Origin of the sequence: Erysipelothrix aquatica (assembly GCF_009828775.2) — a bacterium.
GTDB classification, from domain to species: Bacteria; Bacillota_I; Bacilli_A; order Erysipelotrichales; family Erysipelotrichaceae; genus Erysipelothrix; species Erysipelothrix aquatica.
The window spans coordinates 55,706-74,399 of sequence record NZ_WTSY02000001.1 but is presented as its reverse complement, the minus strand read 5'-3'; the positions used below and the strand labels follow the sequence as shown (position 1 = coordinate 74,399).

Annotated in this window: 13 protein-coding genes; 12 read left to right on the top strand and 1 reads right to left on the bottom strand. The window is 39.1% G+C overall.

The annotated features are described in order from the left end of the window. The first annotated feature begins 68 nt into the window (after window positions 1-68). Entirely contained in the window at window positions 69-3,239 is a 3,171-nt protein-coding gene (locus GVV20_RS00330; protein WP_159741072.1) for an InlB B-repeat-containing protein, read from the top strand. Window positions 3,240-3,289: 50 nt separating this feature from the next. Here the strand turns inward: GVV20_RS00330 and GVV20_RS00325 are convergent, their stop codons facing one another. Continuing rightward, window positions 3,290-3,811 carry a hypothetical protein gene (locus GVV20_RS00325; protein WP_159636365.1) on the bottom strand — a complete coding sequence of 174 codons (522 nt, stop codon included), beginning with the start codon at window positions 3,809-3,811 and terminating at the stop codon, window positions 3,290-3,292. Window positions 3,812-3,935: 124 nt separating this feature from the next. Here GVV20_RS00325 and GVV20_RS00320 point away from each other — a divergent pair, with 124 nt between their 5' ends. The 11 genes from GVV20_RS00320 to GVV20_RS00270 all read left to right on the top strand — a co-directional run bounded on the left by GVV20_RS00320 (window position 3,936) and on the right by GVV20_RS00270 (window position 18,674). Continuing rightward, the gene (locus GVV20_RS00320) at window positions 3,936-6,866 is read left to right on the top strand and encodes a chromosome segregation protein SMC (RefSeq protein ID WP_159741073.1); all 2,931 of its coding nucleotides are present in this window, start codon (window positions 3,936-3,938) and stop codon (window positions 6,864-6,866) included. Continuing rightward, on the top strand, window positions 6,866-7,816 hold the full coding sequence (gene ftsY, locus GVV20_RS00315; protein WP_159641362.1) for a signal recognition particle-docking protein FtsY: 951 nt from the start codon (window positions 6,866-6,868) through the stop codon (window positions 7,814-7,816). Before GVV20_RS00320 ends, ftsY begins: the two co-directional genes overlap by 1 nt. Beyond that, window positions 7,816-8,130 carry a YlxM family DNA-binding protein gene (gene ylxM / locus GVV20_RS00310; protein ID WP_236261740.1) on the top strand — a complete coding sequence of 105 codons (315 nt, stop codon included), beginning with the start codon at window positions 7,816-7,818 and terminating at the stop codon, window positions 8,128-8,130. The genes ftsY and ylxM overlap by 1 nt, the downstream gene beginning before the upstream one ends. Continuing rightward, window positions 8,127-9,326, top strand: coding sequence for an acetate/propionate family kinase (locus tag GVV20_RS00305; protein ID WP_159812613.1), 1,200 nt, complete (start codon window positions 8,127-8,129; stop codon window positions 9,324-9,326). Before ylxM ends, GVV20_RS00305 begins: the two co-directional genes overlap by 4 nt. Next, on the top strand, window positions 9,298-10,245 hold the full coding sequence (locus GVV20_RS00300) for a DHH family phosphoesterase (protein ID WP_236261741.1): 948 nt from the start codon (window positions 9,298-9,300) through the stop codon (window positions 10,243-10,245). Before GVV20_RS00305 ends, GVV20_RS00300 begins: the two co-directional genes overlap by 29 nt. A gap of 57 nt (window positions 10,246-10,302) precedes the next feature. Next, window positions 10,303-11,124, top strand: coding sequence for a ZIP family metal transporter (locus GVV20_RS00295; RefSeq protein ID WP_201287483.1), 822 nt, complete (start codon window positions 10,303-10,305; stop codon window positions 11,122-11,124). A gap of 183 nt (window positions 11,125-11,307) precedes the next feature. Beyond that, window positions 11,308-12,381, top strand: coding sequence for a phosphotransferase enzyme family protein (locus tag GVV20_RS00290; RefSeq protein WP_159741372.1), 1,074 nt, complete (start codon window positions 11,308-11,310; stop codon window positions 12,379-12,381). Window positions 12,382-12,396: 15 nt separating this feature from the next. Beyond that, window positions 12,397-13,410 (top strand): UDP-glucose 4-epimerase GalE, encoded by a 1,014-nt coding sequence (gene galE, locus GVV20_RS00285; protein ID WP_159741373.1) that lies wholly within the window; start codon window positions 12,397-12,399, stop codon window positions 13,408-13,410. A gap of 64 nt (window positions 13,411-13,474) precedes the next feature. Beyond that, window positions 13,475-16,513 carry a DNA polymerase III subunit alpha gene (gene dnaE, locus GVV20_RS00280; RefSeq protein ID WP_159741374.1) on the top strand — a complete coding sequence of 1,013 codons (3,039 nt, stop codon included), beginning with the start codon at window positions 13,475-13,477 and terminating at the stop codon, window positions 16,511-16,513. A gap of 45 nt (window positions 16,514-16,558) precedes the next feature. Then, window positions 16,559-17,227 (top strand): response regulator transcription factor, encoded by a 669-nt coding sequence (locus tag GVV20_RS00275; RefSeq protein WP_159636351.1) that lies wholly within the window; start codon window positions 16,559-16,561, stop codon window positions 17,225-17,227. After that, window positions 17,211-18,674, top strand: coding sequence for a sensor histidine kinase (locus GVV20_RS00270; RefSeq protein WP_236261742.1), 1,464 nt, complete (start codon window positions 17,211-17,213; stop codon window positions 18,672-18,674). The genes GVV20_RS00275 and GVV20_RS00270 overlap by 17 nt, the downstream gene beginning before the upstream one ends. Window positions 18,675-18,694: the final 20 nt, after the last annotated feature.

Genomic DNA, 18,694 nt, shown 5'->3' with positions numbered 1-18,694 from the left:
GACAAAACGTGAAGAATAAAATAACTTATAATGTATATATAAACAGTTTTGTTTAACGGGGGGTTATTATGAAACGGTTAAAATCAATTGCTATCATTGCTTTAGCAATGCTTTTATACATTGGTTCAATCTATCCGGCGATGGCTATAGATGCAACTCAAACATCTAAAGAAACCACCAGTCAGGAGCAAGTGTACACGGATGAAAAGCCAGAAGAAACGACAATTTCTACTGAAAATGATGAAGAAATCTCCATCAACGATGAAAAGACAGATGAAATTACTGATACAAATGTTGAAACTACAGAAGTTGAAATTCCAGCAGAAAGTACGGATAATCTAATTGATAATGAAGAAAAAGAGGGTAAACCATCCCCATTGACCGAAGAACAATTAGTAGATCCTGTAGCGGGTTCAGCACAGACCGCATCCGCTGTAGCGATGCAATATGATATCTCGAATATCCAAACCGTGGTAGAGTTGCAAGAAGCAATCGTAAATGTTCAAGATGGACAAACGATTAAACTTGCACCAACATTTATTTCGGGCCCAATATCGGTAGTAATTCCAGATGTCGCCTTTACCATAGATGGTAATAATGTAAACTGGACTGAAGGTAAAATAACGCTGACTGGAAACGGCAGCAAGTCGTTGACGATAACCAACATTCACTTGAATGGTTCTGGAAGAAATGGCTACATCTTTGAAGATGGTCGTCGCTCAGGCTCGTTAAATTTTACAAACTCCAGTATCTCAAATAGTGCTGATGGGACAATGAAATTAAATGTTTCAACTGTCTTGGATGCCATGTACATTCATGACAGTAAAGGTCATAACACTGGGTCTGCAATTTGGATCAGCTCAGATGTTGACCTAACCGTCCGAAATTCGACCATTGCGAACAACGTTGGTTCAGCATCTGGGTATGAAGCAGGAGCAATCTCGACTAAAGGGTATACGGCGGTTATGACTATTGAAAACTCAGTATTCCGAAACAACGTTAATGTGGGATTCTACTCTGGAGTCTTAGGTGGCGGTGGTGGTGCCATTCATATGAACAACTTTAGCGGGACATTGAATATCAAACAAACAATCTTTGATAATAATAAAGCACAAGGCGATGCAAGTTCTCCAAGTCGGACAGCAGATGACGGTGGGGCAATCTTCATCAAAAACGCGTTACCAAACTCAACAATTAATATCTCAGAGTCGACATTCTCCAACAACTTCGCATCCGATGATGGTGGTGCGATAATGGTAGAAGGTAAAGGAAAAACCAATATTTCGAACAGTACCTTTACTGATAATCTAGCATTGGGATTGAATGGAGGAAATCTATCAGGTGGTGCGATTCAATTTTTCAAAATTGGTTTTTTTAGCACCATGACCAATAATGTCACAAACTCAACATTTGTGAATAATCAGGCGGGTAATGAATTCTCGCGTCAGAATCAAAACGGTGGGGCTATCGGGCTTAGTGGTCAATTCGGAAGCAATAGTGCATCCATTAAGGGAAGTCTCTTTGCAGGTAACCGCGTGTATGATGCTAATGGAAACCTTAATGCGACAAGTGACTATAAAGATGTATCAAAACTTGGTGGGACTGATTTAGGAACGAATAATGTCATTAATCTTGATGCTAATACACACCCATTAAAATCAGTATTCGGAAATGAAAATGTAACATTAGAAACGAACAGTACACGATTTGTTGCAGGTTACAATCAAGAACCGATTCCAACACTAATCATTAAACCAGACGGTGTTGCCGATAACACAAACAATGATGTGACTGGCACTACCGATCAGCGCGGCTATGTTCGTCATAAAGCGAATGGTGCGGTACAGATTGCATCGATTCGATACAATGCAAATGGTGGTCGATATGAGCTTGAAACCTTAGATAGATATCAGGGTAAAGTCTATTACGAAGCTGCAGTTGATGGTATTATTAATAACTACTATACTGTCAGCGTGATTGGGGGGGCCGGAGCGACTTTGAATCCCGATACTTCGAAATTAGTTCGAGATGGATTCCGATTTATTGGATGGGCGCTTCAACCGGATGCTACAGATCCAGTCTATGGACCAGATGAACTCATCGACTATCAAGCAGAAAACCAAGTGCTTTATGCACTTTGGGAAGAAATCCCAACAACATTTTCAGTTAAATACTTTGGAAACACTAATACAGCCGGCGAGGCACCAATTGATGCAACAGAGTACTTAGAAGGCGCGACAGCGACACTTCTTGGTGAAGGGACACTCATTAAAGACGGGTACCGATTTATTGGTTGGAATACACAGGCAGATGGATTAGGGACAGTATACCATCCTCAAGATACACTGACGATGACAGAAGATGTTTCATTATATGCGATGTGGGACGTCATTCCAGTAACTTATCGAATTACCTATTTTGGAAATAGCCATAATGCGGGAGTTGTGCCAATTGATATCAATAACTATCTCAACGGTGCACAAGCCAAAATATTAGGTGCGCGAAACCTTATTAAGTTTGGATACCAATTTACTGGATGGAATACGAAAGCAGATGGTACTGGTGATGTCTATGTAGGTGGTCAGGATGTCACAATATCCCAAGACTTAAATCTCTACGCTCAATGGATGAAATTACCTGAAAAATATAGTGTGATGTATGATGGTAACGGTCAGACAACAGGATCAGAGCCTATTGATGCAAATGCGTACGAAAGCCAAACACTTGTTACTGTAAAAGGTCCAGAAACACTCCTGAAAACAGGATATACGTTTATGGGTTGGAATACACAAAAAGACGGTACAGGAGCAACGTATCGTGAAGGTTCTCAAATGACGATTACAGACAATGTAACGCTTTATGCCATTTGGACAAAAGAAGGCATCACGGAAACATATCGTATAATGTATGATGGTAATGGATATACAGATGGATCAGTGCCAGTTGATACGAAACAGTATTTTGACGGTGATGTCGCTAAAATTGCGAATCCAACGATGACGCGTAAAGGCTATACATTTGTCGGTTGGAATACGCAAGCGGATGGTCAGGGGACAGCATTTACAATGGGTCAAGAAGTTGTAATGCATGCTAATGTGAAAGTATTTGCTATTTGGAAACAGGATAAAGTAGTCCTTCCTCCAACGGGTGTTACATCGCATCAAACTGGTTATATTATACTTGCTGCTGGTGTCATACTTCTTGGACTTACAACAAAAAGACGTAAAGTTAAAGCATAACAAAAAAGGTACCTTCTAAGAGGGTACCTTTTTTCAATAAAAAAACTGGCTTATGATTTATATAAGCCAGTCCAAAGTTTGTTGTTAAAGAACCATGTTCTTAATTCATCTACAGTCATTGGTTTTTTAGAATTAAACGAAATGCTTGATTCTACGTTAAGTTGATTTTTTGTTGTATCAAAGTTTGCATAAACAAACGCTGGATACGAATCGACACCAAATAAATTCTTAAGACGGGTTCCGGTCATATTCTCAGCACTACTAATATCAATTGAAACAATTTCCGGTGTAGGACGTTTCTCTTGTTCTTTAGCAAGCGGCGTTAGAATAGAATTAATTACATAATCGGAATCGGATTTACCATCACGAATTAAAAATACGTGATTACCGGGGTTTTCTTTTGAATATTTTGAAATGTCATCGATTGAAATAGATGTAGAAATTACAGAATCAACTGTGTCTACAGTACGCGTCATCGCTACTGTTTGACTACTAAATTGGTTATAAAGCCCAATGAATATCGCAACTATAGCAAACGCTGTAAATGCAACGAGTATTATTTTTTTAGCCATAATGTCTCCTCACTCACGAATTTACTTTACCACGCTTCACAGAAGAAAGCAAATTTCGACTTTCATAACCTTTTGTTTATTGCGAAATTACGCTATAATAGACAAGATAAGAATGGGGGTAACTATGTTCCTCAAGAAAATTGAAATGCAAGGATTTAAATCCTTTGCAGATAAAGTGGTCATAAATTTCGAGGATCCTGTAACTGGTGTGGTTGGTCCTAATGGTTGCGGTAAAAGTAACATTAGTGACGCGATACGATGGGTATTAGGTGAACAATCAGTAAAATCGATGCGTGGGTCAAGTATGACAGACGTTATTTTTAACGGTTCTGAGAACCGAAAAAAAGTAAATTTAGCTGAAGTAACACTTGTATTTGATAATGGTTCAAAACCATTGAACAGTGATTACGAAGAAGTTGAAGTTACACGGCGACTATACCGTGATACGCGTGAATCAGAGTATCTGATTAATAAGACAGCTGTGCGGCTTCGTGACATTCATGATTTGGTGATGGATACTGGGTTAGGACGAGATTCACTGTCCATTATCTCACAAGGAACAATTTCGTACTTTGCAGAAGCCAAACCACAAGAACGTCGTATGATATTTGAAGAAGCGGCAGGTGTTTCGAAATATAAGAAACGAAAAATTGAATCCATCAACAAGTTGGAGCGAACACGCGAAAACATGGAGCGGATGCAAGACATTGTTGATGAAGTTGAACGACAAGTGAATTCATTAAAACGTGCAGCTAAAAAAGCAGAACAATATCGCGATAAAAAAGAACTCCTACAAGCAGTCGAAGTTTCGGTATTGGTTAAAGAAATTCAAGAATTCACTGAAGCTAACGAAGTTATCAAACAAAATTTATTTAAAATTGATGCTGAACTTGCTTCACTTGAGACATCTGAAGGGGTCTACGAACACGAATTAGAATCCAAACGTCAAGCACTTCATGAATTGGATCGTGATGTTTCAAAAGCACAAGAAAACATGATGGCAGCGATTCGTGAAATCGGTCTCTTGGAAACGCGAAAAGTTGAAATTGAAGAGCGTCGTAAATATACGCTGGAAGTTGGAAATGCCCAAGAAAAAGCAAAAGAAATGCGAGCACAACTCAACGATGCAAAACTTGAATACGATGATCGTAAAGCACGCCATCAAGAATTAAGTGCAGAAGTTGAAATGTTGGTTGAAAACAGCTATGAACGAAATCGTAAACTTGCAGATCAACAACAAGATGTCGCGCGACTTACGACAGCAATTCAACAGTTAGAAAACCGACTCAACATTGTAAATTCGCGATTGGAACGTCCTTATGAGTCAAATCATGGTGTTCAAGCGATTATGAATAACAAGAGTTCACTATTTGGTGTACATGATGTAGTTGGTAATGTATTTACTGCAACTGAAAACTATGAAATTGCAATTACGACTGCGTTAGCAGGTTCCATGATGCATCTCGTAACGAACGATGACAAGGCCGCTGTTAATGCGATTAACTTCTTGAAAAAGAACAATGCAGGACGTGCAACATTTATTCCGTTAACCGTTGCGAAGCCGCGCAGTGTTTCAGAAGATGCAATTACGGTTGCATCACACGTTGACGGCTTTGCAGGCGTGGCCAGTGAATTTGTAACAAATGACGCGGTCTATGATCAGTTACGTGACAGTTTGCTTGGAAATGTACTCGTCGTGAATACGATCGAAGCAGCTAATAGAATCGCAAAGATGTTGAACCACAACTATAAAATTGTAACTATGGATGGTGATGTAATTCACCGTGGTGGAACGATGACGGGTGGTAAGAACCGCAATAACAACACTTCTGTTATGACACTAAAAAAAGATAAAGAAAATCTTGAACAAGAAATCATTCAAGATAAAGAAAAACTTATCTTAAGCGAAAATGCGATGCATGCATTAACGACAACGCATAAAAACGAAAGTGATATCTTAATGCAACGCCGTATTTCGCTAGCTCAATTGGAGCCGCTTTTAGATGTTAAACGATCCAAATATGAACGATTAAAACAAGAATATGAAGATTTAAATCCTGATGATGTCACAGAAGTGCCCGAAGGGGAAGGCGATGATATTGTCGCACAACTCAACAAAGCTTACATGGAACGTGACGAACTCACCACTAACATTGCATTAATGCGGGAACAACGCCAAGGCATTAGTACTGAAATCCAACGGAAAGAAATTCTGTTACGCCAGTATCGTCAAGATTTAAATGGTCTCACACAAAAACGTCATCAACTAGCACTGGATATTACTAAAAACAATACACGTTTGGAAACAGGATTAGAGCGATTATCATCGGAATACCAAATGACGTATGACTATGCTTTTGAAAATGTATACGACCAAGATGCTGCAATGAGTCGTGATGAAGTCCTTAAACTTCGTAATGAACTTACAGCGCTCGGGAATGTAAACCTTGAAGCACCTGAAGAATATGCGGAAACTAAAGAACGTTACGAATTCTATACAACACAGCTTGAAGATCTTCATGGCGCTCGCGACAAGTTACTAGCTGTCATCGAAGAAATGGATACAATCATGGTCAAGCAATTCAAAGAAATGTTTGACAAAATTAACGAGGAGCTTCCAGAAGTCTTTAGTGCCTTATTTGGCGGAGGACGCGCTCGCTTAATCCTTGAAGATGAAAATGACTTGCTTAATACGGGGGTTGATATTGATGTACAGCCTCCTGGGAAATCAGTACAGAATATTCGACTATTCTCTGGTGGCGAGAAATCACTGATTGCAATCTCAGTTCTATTTGCAATTCTCAAAGCACGTCATGTGCCACTTTGTATCTTTGATGAAGTGGAAGCAGCACTTGATTCTGCGAACGTTGAGCGTTTTGCAAACTATATTCGAAAATTTAGCGATGATACACAATTTATCGTAATTACACACCGTCCAGGAACTATGGCGCAAGCTGATGTCTTATATGGTGTGACGATGCCTACCAAAGGTGTTTCGTCAATGTTACGTGTCCGTCTTGAAGAAGCAGTAGAAATGAAGGAGGCGAAAGCATAATGGGATTTTTTGACAAATTAAAACAATCGTTCTCTAAAAAAGAAGACAAAGAGTTATACAGTACGGGGCTAGATTCAACAAAGGCAACGTTCGGTACAAAACTCAAAGAAATGTTTACAGGAAAGCCAAAATTTGATGATGCATGGTATGATCATTTGCTTGCAGTTTTGATCCAATCGGACGTTTCATTAAAAAGTGCACAAAAAATAATCAAGGCATTTCGTAAAGAAGTTAAGCCTTCGATGACGCAAGAAGAGAGTTTAGAGACCCTAGCGGGGGTTATGATGCGCCAATATGGTGAAAATATCGAACCCTATGCACTTGAAGATGGTCGTCTAAATGCTATACTAGTTGTTGGTGTTAATGGGTCGGGCAAAACGACGACATGTGCCAAGCTTGCACACTACTATAAATCTGAAGGGAAACGGGTTCTTCTCGTTGGAGGCGATACCTTTAGAGCAGCCGGTAGTAATCAATTGAAAGTTTGGGCAGATGAAATCGGCGTTGATTTTATTGGAGGCGATGAAGGTCGTGATGCTGCGTCAGTTTATGTTGATGCAGCGCGTCATGCGAAAGCAGAAGCGTATGATGTTATGATCTGCGACAGCGCAGGCCGTCTTCAAAACAAAGTCAACTTAATGAAAGAGCTCGACAAAATGAAACGTGTTTTGGAACGTGAAGTTGGAGCAATCGATCATACATATCTTGTAATCGATGGTAATACAGGTCAAAATGGCCTTCTACAAGCGAAAACCTTCACCGAAGTTACGCCAATTGATTCATTAATTGTTACAAAACTCGATGGTTCACCAAAAGGTGGTGTTCTCCTAAGTATAAAGGATGAACTGGGTATCAAAGTAAGTCATATCGGATTGGGTGAAAAAATGGAAGATTTACGCCCATTTGATATTGAAGCATACCTCTATAACCTTGTGAGTGACAATGCCTAATGAATATTGAAAAAACAGTATTTTTAAATAAGCTGTTCGATTATTATGAGAAACTACTGACACAACGTCAACAGGAAGTCTTTCGATATTATTATCAAGATGATTTATCATATCAAGAGATTGCCGATATTCTCGGAATTAGCCGTGCAGCCGTGTTCGATAATTTAAATCGAACTTCAAAGTTATTGATCGAGTACGAAGAAAAACTCGGTGTAGCAAATGATTATCAGACGCTATTTGATAAACTCTATGCTCTAGAAAACAATGACGTCAATGCCATACTCGATACATTTATCAAAGGGAGGAAATTATGAGTAAAGTATTAGCAGTAAATGCCGGAAGTAGTTCATTAAAATTCCAATTATTGGAAATGCCAGAAGCTACAATTTTAGTAAACGGAATCGTTGAGCGTATTGGATTAAATGATTCAATCTTAACATTCAAATATGATGGAAAAAAAGAAACTGTTACAATGGATATTCCAGACCACCAACTTGCAGCTGACTTAGTCTTAAGTGGTCTTGTTGAGAAAAAAATTGTTGCTGATTTATCAGAAATTGAAGCAGCTGGTCACCGTGTTGTTCACGGGGGAGAGTATTTCCAAGGATCAGTAATTTGTGACGAATATTCAATTTCTAAAGTTGAAGAATTAGCAGATTTAGCGCCATTACATAACCCTGCAAACCTAATCGGATACCGTGCATTTAGTAAAGAATTACCAAATGCAACACATATCTTTGCATTTGATACAGCATTCCACCAAACAATGCCTGAAGAAGTATTTATGTATGCTTTACCATATGACTACTATACAGATCATAAAGTGCGTCGTTATGGTGCACACGGTGTTTCTCATGACTACGTTTCAAAACGTACCGCAGAACTTATGGGTCGTGATGAAAAAGGATTACGTGTTATTACACTCCACTTAGGAAACGGTGCTTCTGTAAGTGCTGTAAAAGATGGTGTTTGTGTAAATACATCAATGGGATTCACACCATTAGCAGGTCTTATCATGGGAACACGTACTGGTGATTTGGATCCAGCAATCGTGACATACCTTATGAGAAAAGAAAACATTTCAGCTGAAGAAGTCTTAAATATCTTCAACAAAAAATCAGGAATGGCTGGAATCAGTGGAATTTCAAGCGATGCACGTGATATCGAAAATGCTATTGAAGCAGGTCACGAACGTGCAATCTTAACACGTAAAATGTATGCACAACGTGTACTTGAATATGTTGGCGCATATGCACTTCAAATGGGCGGTGTTGACGTAATTGCGTTCACTGCTGGTTTAGGTGAAAATGACAACGGTACACGTGCTGCAGTTCTTGATGTTATTAAAGAAGGACTTGGTATTGAGTACGATTCAGCACTTAATGATGCAACACATGGCGACGAAGTTCGTTTAAGTACAGATGCATCAAAAGTTGCGGTATGGGTTGTTCCAACAAATGAAGAATTGATGATTGCACAAGATGCATTCCGCATTCACAATGAAGGGTAGTCAAGAACTGCTTCAACTCATTGAAGCCTATGATACGATTGCTGTCTTTCGTCATGTAAATCCAGATGGTGATGCTTTGGGATCACAAGTTGGATTTGCAAAATGGGTGAAGCATAATTATCCGAATAAGACCGTTCATCTTTTAGGGTCAAATGACCATCATTATTCAATTTATCCAATGATGGATGACGTTGAATTATCGGGTGAATTTCTATCAGTTGTTATTGACACAGCAAACCGTCCACGCATTGACGATGAGCGTTACATGTTAGGGAAACAACTTGTTAAGATTGATCACCATCCAGAAGTGGATCCTTACGGTGACTTACAGATGGTAGATACATCACGCGGAAGCGCGTGCGAAATCGTTACAGATATTCTTCGTGGTTTTGACAAGTCATTTACCGAAGACATTGCGAATACACTATTAAGTGGAATTTTAACAGATACAATTCGTTTTTCGACGGAAGCGACATCTGGAAAAACGCTTGCATCAGCATCCTTTTTAATTGAACAAGGTGCAAATATTTCAAAATTGAATCAAGATCTCTTCACACAACCACGCGCAGTCTTTGAGCTCAAAAATAAGATTGCACAGTTTGTAGAAGTCAAAGAAGCGCATTCTTTCATTGTCATGGATTCTGAGCGTATTGCTGAAGTAGGTTCTACAAGTAAGCAAATTAAAGGATTTGTCAATGTTATGTCAGGTGTTCAAGAATTCGGAATTTGGGCAATCTTTACTCAAGATGAAGATGGTTCATATGAAGGTTCAATTCGCTCACGCGAGTACACAATTAATGATATTGCACAACAATTTGGAGGCGGAGGTCACCGATTGGCATCTGGCGTCAGCAAACTGACGAAAGAAAATGTATCTGAAATCATTGAAATACTTGCTAAACGAAGTATTGGAGAATAAGAAAAAGAACAGTTGCCTAAGGGCAACTGCTTTTTCACACTATAGAGGGGAAAGATTATGATGACTTGGTTTTTGGAACAACAACCTGTAATTCAAGCACTTCTTGCGACGCTTTTCACATGGGGTGTTACAGCATTAGGTGCTGCCACTGTCTTCTTTTTCAAAAGAATTCATAAAGGGGTTCTCAACGGGATGCTAGGGTTTGCGGCGGGAGTTATGATTGCCGCAAGCTTTTGGTCTTTATTAGCACCAGCCATTGATATGGCTGAAGCTATTGATCAAAATGTCTTGCTCATTGTTGCGGGAGGTTTCTTATCGGGAGGAGCATTTTTATTTCTTGCAGATAAGATTTTACCCCACCTTCATTTAGGTCAACCAACTGACGAAGCAGAAGGAATCAAAACACATTGGCAACGTTCTGTTTTACTTGTGATGGCGATTACACTTCATAATATTCCTGAAGGGCTCGCCGTAGGGGTTGCTTTTGGTGCTGCTGCTCAAGGAATGCCAAGTGCAACTATCGCTGGTGCGATTGCTCTTGCAATTGGTATTGGACTTCAAAACTTTCCTGAAGGGGCTGCAGTTTCAATTCCTTTGCGGCGCGAGGGAATGTCACGGAGCAAAGCATTTATGTATGGACAAGCAAGTGGAATTGTTGAGCCGTTCGCAGGAATGCTCGGTGCATACGCGGTAACTGTAATGCAACCATTACTCCCGTTTGCCTTAGCCTTTGCTGCAGGTGCAATGATTTATGTTGTTGTGGAAGAGCTAATACCAGAAGCGCATATTGGTAACGATAATATGCGTTCTGACATCGCTACCATAGGATGTATGATTGGGTTCACCATAATGATGCTATTGGATGTTGGATTGGGATAAAAGACCATTTTAAATGGTCTTTTCTTTTGATGAAGGGTGTTATCAAGTGATTGTGTAATCTTGTTTGTTTAAATGTATCTCAATATTGCGAATGTTTGTAACGCTATGAAAGCCCTTTAACTTATTTAAAACGAAAGGGCAAAGGTGTATACTATATAGTATAAGTAAATTATTGGAGGCATTATGTTAACTGTAATAAACGAGTTTAAATTCAATGGGGAATATAAAAACCATAAGCCAGTTGGTGATGGTCATATTAATGACACGTATTTGGTCGATTTTGATACGAATCAATATGTTATTCAGCGCATCAATCATCAAATCTTTACCAATCCAGTTGGATTGATGGAGAATGTCGAACGTGTGACGCAGTATATCAAGAAAATTGTCACTGAAGAAGGTGGAAATCCCGAACGTGAAGTTCTTGAAATTATCCGCACACAAGATGGTGCGTTATATACGCAAGATCCAGAAGGAAACTATTGGCGAGCTTACCAATATATCTCCAATGCTACATCTTTTAATTTGGTCGAAGATCCTGAAGTCTTCTATCAAAGTGGCGTTGCATTTGGTAAATTTCAATATCAACTCTCAGAATTTCCGGTTGAAACATTGCACTACACAATTGAAAAATTCCATCATACACCGTCACGCTACATAACTTTTGAAGAAACGATTGCGCGTGACCCACAGAGTCGTGCTGCAGCAGTTCAAGAAGATATTAATTTCTATAAAGAACGAGCTGATTTCATGAACATCCTATGGGATTTGCATGAAAAAGGAGAAATGCCCCTTAAAGTCACGCACAATGACACAAAACTAAATAACGTTATGATTGATAATGTAACAAAACAAGCGTTATGTGTTGTGGATTTGGATACCGTCATGCCAGGGTTTGCGGTTGATGACTTTGGTGATGCCATTCGCTTTGGAGCCAGTACAGCTCTTGAAGATGAGCAAGATCTGAATAAAGTAAACTTTAGTATTGAGTACTATGAAGCCTTTACGAAAGGGTTTATCGAAGGTGGTAATGGATCATTTACGGATGTTGAGTTGGATCAATTTGCAGTCGGTGCTAAAATGATGACATTAGAATGTGGTATGCGTTTCTTAACGGATTACATTGATGGCGATAATTATTTTAAAACAGATTACGATACCCACAATCTTGTACGCTCACGAACACAAATGAAACTGATTCAAGATATGGAAGCACAATGGGATGCGATGCATGCTGTTGTTAACAAATACAGATAAGGAGCAGTTAAAGACATGAGAATTTTAGTAACAGGTGGTGCTGGATATATTGGAAGCCACACAACAATTGAATTGATAGAACAAGGTCATGAAGTTGTAATTGTTGATGACTATTCTAATGCGAGTCCCATTGTTTTAGATCGTATTGAGGCTATTACAGGTCAAAGACCGGGAATGTATAAAGTGAATATCACTGATAAAACGGCCCTTAGTGCTGTGTTTGATGCAGAACAAGTAGATGCTGTAATTCACTTTGCTGCATTCAAAGCAGTTGGTGAATCGGTTTCTAAACCTCTCGAATACTACAAAAACAATATTTCGGGGACTTTGACATTGCTCGAAGTAATGCGTGATCATGATGTCAAAAACATTATCTTTAGCTCATCAGCAACAGTATATGGATCACCAAAAACAAATCCAATCTTAGAAGACTTTGAATTGTCGACGACGAATCCATACGGTGCAACTAAATTGATGACAGAGGATATTCTTAAGGATCTCCAAAATTCCGATCCAGAGTGGAATGTCGTAATTCTACGTTACTTTAATCCAATTGGAGCACATGCGTCGGGTACGATTGGTGAAGATCCTGCAGGAATTCCAAATAATTTGGTTCCTTACATCGCTCAAGTTGCTGTCGGTAAGCGTGAAAAATTATCAGTTTTTGGTGATGATTATGATACTCCAGATGGAACTGGTGTTCGCGATTACATCCACGTTGCTGACTTAGCGACAGGTCATGTGGCTGCACTTAAGCCAATTCGTGACAATCAGGGCTATGTTGTCTACAACTTGGGGACTGGAAACGGCTATTCTGTGTTAGATGTTGTAAAGGCGTTTGAAAAGGCATCAGGTCAAGCAGTTCCGTATACAATTGAACCAAGACGCCCTGGAGACATTGCAACATGCTATGCAGACGCTCACAAAGCAAAAGTAGAACTCGGTTGGGAAGCAACCCGTGACATCAACACAATGTGCGAAGATACATGGCGTTGGCAAAGTAACAACCCGAATGGTTATGAAGGATAAAAAGAACGTATATACGTTCTTTTCTTTTCAAACATACGCTATAATAAAGGCAATGAGGTGACCCATGATACATTTAAACGTTCGGAGTTCGTATTCGTTACTGGCAGGTTTGATGTCAGTGGAAACAATTGTCAAAAATGCTAAAGAAAATAACATGCAAGCTGTTGCTCTAACAGATTCGCATGTCCTTTTTGGAGCATTGGAGTTTCAAAAAGCAGCCGAAAAAGTTGGTGTTAAGCCATTATTTGGAATGGAAGTGACGCTCTCGCACGAAGAAGAGACGTTTACAACGACATTGCTTGCGAAAGATAACTCCGGATATATTGGCTTAATGCATCTGAGTCACGCGTTAAGTCAAAAATCAGTGCTTACATTCGAAGAAATATTAACGTATGAAAAATCGTTGATAGTGATCGCACATTCGGAAGGTGGTCCGTTTGAAAAAGCATTATTGAATCAAAATTTAGATGAGGTGAAGCACCGTCTTAATGTTATGAAGCAAATGTTTACGCACCTGTATATTGGGATATCACACCAAGAATCGAATTTCTTTCGAAAAACAAACTCGCAACTTATCGACATGGCGATTTTTAGCGATATTGAGCCTGTTGCTATGTCTAAAGTTTACTATGAACTTGAAGGTGATGAAGAAGCCTTTAGAGTTGTCCAGGCGATTGGTAAAGGAACGTATTTAGAAGACAAGACGTTGGTTTCGTCCCCCCATCGTAATTTCTATTCCCAAGAAGCGATGGCATCAATGTATGATACACGTTGTTTGGAAAACACACAAAAAATAGCGGATATGTGCACCGTCGATGTTTTTAGTATTAAAACATCATTGCCTCATTTTGAGACAGGTCAAGCTGTTCGCAACGATGTGTACTTATCAAAACTTGCTGCCTTTGGCTTAAGTCGCCGTATTAAGCAACCGGTGAATAAAGTTTATGAAGATCGTCTCGAGTATGAATTATCGGTCATCAATGGTATGAATTTTACTGATTATTTTCTAATTGTTTACGACATCATCCGATACGCAAAAAAAGAGGGCATTTATGTTGGCCCGGGTCGCGGGAGTTCTGCAGGATCTTTGGTTGCTTATGCTTTAGGAATTACCGAAGTAGATCCGATTGAATATGGTTTGCTTTTTGAACGATTCTTGAATCCCGAAAGAATCTCGATGCCAGATATTGATATCGACTTTCCAGATGACAAGCGTCATCTTGTAATTCAATATGTTCAAGAAAAATATGGCCATAACCATGTTGCGAACATTGTGACATTTGGGACATTACGAGCGCGTCAAGCGTTTCGTGATGTTGGTCGAGTGTTGCAAATTCCAATTCGTACTGTAGATACGGGTGCGAAGCTAATTAGCGCAAGCACGCTTCAAGAAAACTATGACAACGTTCCGAAATTTAGAACCTTTCTCAATAGCGATAAACACCTTAAGCGTGTTTTTACAATTGCTTTAAAAGTAGAGGGGTTACTGCGCCATGCTTCACAGCATGCAGCTGGGGTGGTTATGTCGCGCAAACCACTTGACGATGTTGTGCCACTGCTCGCATTTGATGAAGAAACGCATGTAACACAGTATGATATGACGTACTTAGAAGCTATTGGGCTTATCAAAATTGACTTTTTGGGACTAAGAAACCTAACAATCATCGACAACATCGCACGTAAAATTAATGAAACGACCGCATTTAACATAATGAAAATTCCGATGGACGATGCAAAAACTTACCAACTTCTTTCGGTTGCCGAAACTGTTGGAGTATTTCAATTAGAATCAGATGGTATGAAAGCATTACTTAAAAAACTTAAGCCAAGCAAATTTATGGACATTGTCGATACAATCGCGTTGTATCGTCCAGGACCCATGGAAAATATTCCACTGTACCTTGCGTCTCGTAAAGACCCATCAAGTGTTAAATATTTACATCCGAAGTTGCGTGAAATTACTGAATCTACCTATGGAATTCTAATTTATCAAGAACAAATTATGCAGGTTGCGCAAATAATGGCAGGTTTCACACTTGGAAAAGCGGATATCTTACGAAAAGCGATGGGTAAGAAAAACGCAGTTGAACTCAATGCACTTCGGGAAGATTTTATTAATGGATGTCTTCGTGAAGGACATGATCGTGAACTTGCAAATGAAATTTATGATTTAATAGAAAAATTCGCAAATTACGGGTTCAATAAATCGCACTCTGTTGCGTATGGTTTGATTGCCTATCAACTCTCATATCTTAAAGCAAACTACCCACATCTCTTTTATACAGAACTCCTCTCGAGTGTTTTAGGAAGCGATGTCAAGACACGACAATATATTGACGAATGTCGTCGTCGCAATGTGAGTTTATTGAGTGTCAATTTAGATCATAGCCATAGTGCTTACACACTAGATGGTGTTAAAATTCGCATGCCATTCACTATCATTAAAGGAATTAGTGGAACGATTGCAGCAGAGATTGAAGCAGAGCGTTCAGAAAATGGATCGTACAAATCATTTTATGATGCGGTGAGCCGATTAAATCTTGTTGGGGTTAAAAAGAGTCATTTTGAGATGTTGATTAAAGCGGGGGCGATGGATTACTTCGGTGCTAATCGTGAGTCCATGCTCGCATCATTAGAAGAAGCCATTCGCTATGCCAATATTATTAAAGTCGAAAAAGACGGGCGAAAACAACTTAACTTTTCACTAATTAGCGAACCCATCTTTACGCAGGTTAATGAGAATGTTCGCGCGACTTTGGCGTACGAACATGATTTATTGGGCTTTTACTTTTCAGACCATCCAACGAAATCTTTGAAAGCCAAACATGGCACGGATTCGCTTGTTCAACTCGAGCCACGTTACGAATACTATCGTGTCATTGGCATGATCGAAGCAGTCAAGCAACATCGCGCAAAGAACGGGAAAATGATGGCGTTCCTTCAAGTTAGCGATGATACTGATAATAAAGATGTTGTTGTATTCAATAATGTCTATGAAAAAATTAAAGACCAGCTTGAAGTTGGAGCGGTGGTTCTCATTAAAGTCCAGGTAAAAGAAACAGATTCAATTATTGTTCAAGATATGTTTACGTTTGAAAACTAGTACCCGTTTCGTGTATGATATAACTACAACTAAGAGGTGATACAGATGATTAAATTTTTAATTGTTGACGATGAAGTCAAAATTCGCGAAGTAGCAAAAGAATATGCAAAAGCATCTGGTTTGATTGCGGATGAAGCATCCGATGGTCAAGAAGCCATCGATAAAGTAAAAGAAGAAGATTATGATGTTGTTGTATTGGACATCATGATGCCTAATCTTGATGGGTTTACAGCATGCCGAGAAATTAAAAAAATCAAAGATGTACCAATTATCATGCTTTCAGCACGCCAAGAAGAGTTTGATAAACTTCTTGGATTTGAGCTTGGAATTGACGACTATGTAACGAAACCATTCTCACCTCGTGAGCTCATGGCACGCATTAAAGCCGTAGCAGAACGATCAAAAGGAATGAAACATTCTGTCTATACTTTTGGCGGACTTGAAGTTGATATTACGGGCCGTAATTTGACGGTGGATGGTGAACGTATCAATGTTACACCTAAGGAATTCGACTTACTTGTGTTTCTCATTCAACACAAGGATCAAGCCTTATCTAGAGATGTACTATTAGATAAAGTATGGAATTATAATTATTATGGTGATTATCGTACCGTTGATACCCACATTAAGATGTTGCGCCAGAACCTCGGTGCTTACAGAGATTATATTGTGACAGTACGCGGAACAGGTTATAAATTTGAAGTCATCAACTAAAAATATGGCATTTCGAGTCTGGTTGTACTTCTTAGTACTAACTGGACTCATGCTTTTATTTTTGTGGATGCTCCAGATTTCATTTATTGGACCCTATTATGAACGAAACCGTGCGCAGACCATTCAGAAGAACGTTCTTGAAATTGAACGTCTTTTAATGCGTGAAGATTTCTATAATTCCGAAAAAGCAATGACGCAGATGTTAGCGAAAGAAAACATGTGTGCTGTCGTTTATAATGAGCGCGGAATACGAATTATCAATGCGGATGCAGTTGGGACAAACTGTCATATCTCAAATCTCTCGTCTGATGCAGTCCAAGAATATATGAAGATGACTCAAAATTCACAATCTCATGACTTTTCAATTCGCTTCGATAGTGAAATTTTTGAACAAGGCATGTACTTTTATGGTAAAAATGCCAAGATTCAAGATAATGATTTCTATATTTTCATCAATACGCCGATCGAGTTGTTAGATTCGACGATATTTGTTCTTAAACGCCAATTTGGATTGGTTGCGCTCATGGTCTTTTCATTTGCTACGATCGTAACGTTTATCTTGTCGCGACGGTTATCCCGACCGCTCGTTCAAATAACTGAAAATGCGCGTAAATTGGCGCATGGAGATCTCAGTGTTAAATTTAATGAAGATGAATACAGTGAAGTAAAAGAACTTTCCAAAACATTAAACTTCGCGACGCATGAATTCCGCAAGACAGATGAACTTCGTCGTGATCTTGTTGCGAATGTGAGTCACGATATTAAGACACCACTGACAATGATTAAAGCATATGCTGAGATGATTCAAGATATTTCGGGAGACGATCCTGAAATGCGTGAAAAACATCTGGGCGTTATCGTGGATGAGGTAAATCACTTAGAACGTTTAGTTAATGATATGCTCACACTATCTAAATATGAATCACAAGTATTCGATATTAAAGAAACAACGTTTAAGTTATATGATCAAGTTCTCGGAAGTGTCAATTTATTCCAAGGGTTAGATATTGATTTTGTGATTGACGTGGATCCGATGTTGGAAGTGATTGCGGATGAAATCAAAATGGGGCAAGTGCTTTATAATTACATCAATAATGCAACCAAATATGTTGGTGATGATCGAATTATTGAAATTCACGCCCATGTTGATCCAAAAGAAGTCACCGTTTCAGTGAGCGATCATGGACCAGGAATTGATGCAGATATCATTAATCATGTCTGGGATCGGTACTATAAGATTGATAAAAATTATCAACGTACCGGAGGTAGTTCAGGTCTTGGTTTATCAATTGTACGCGCAATTTGTGAAGCAACAGGTTCTAAATATTGGGTAACGTCTGAGGTTGGGGAAGGTTCAACGTTTTTCTATACGTTAAAACCGGTGCAGTCTTCAAGTCCCCAAACACATCTAAAGAAACAAAAGAAACAGACACGCTCAAAAAAATAAGTACAAGAGTCCAAGTCAAA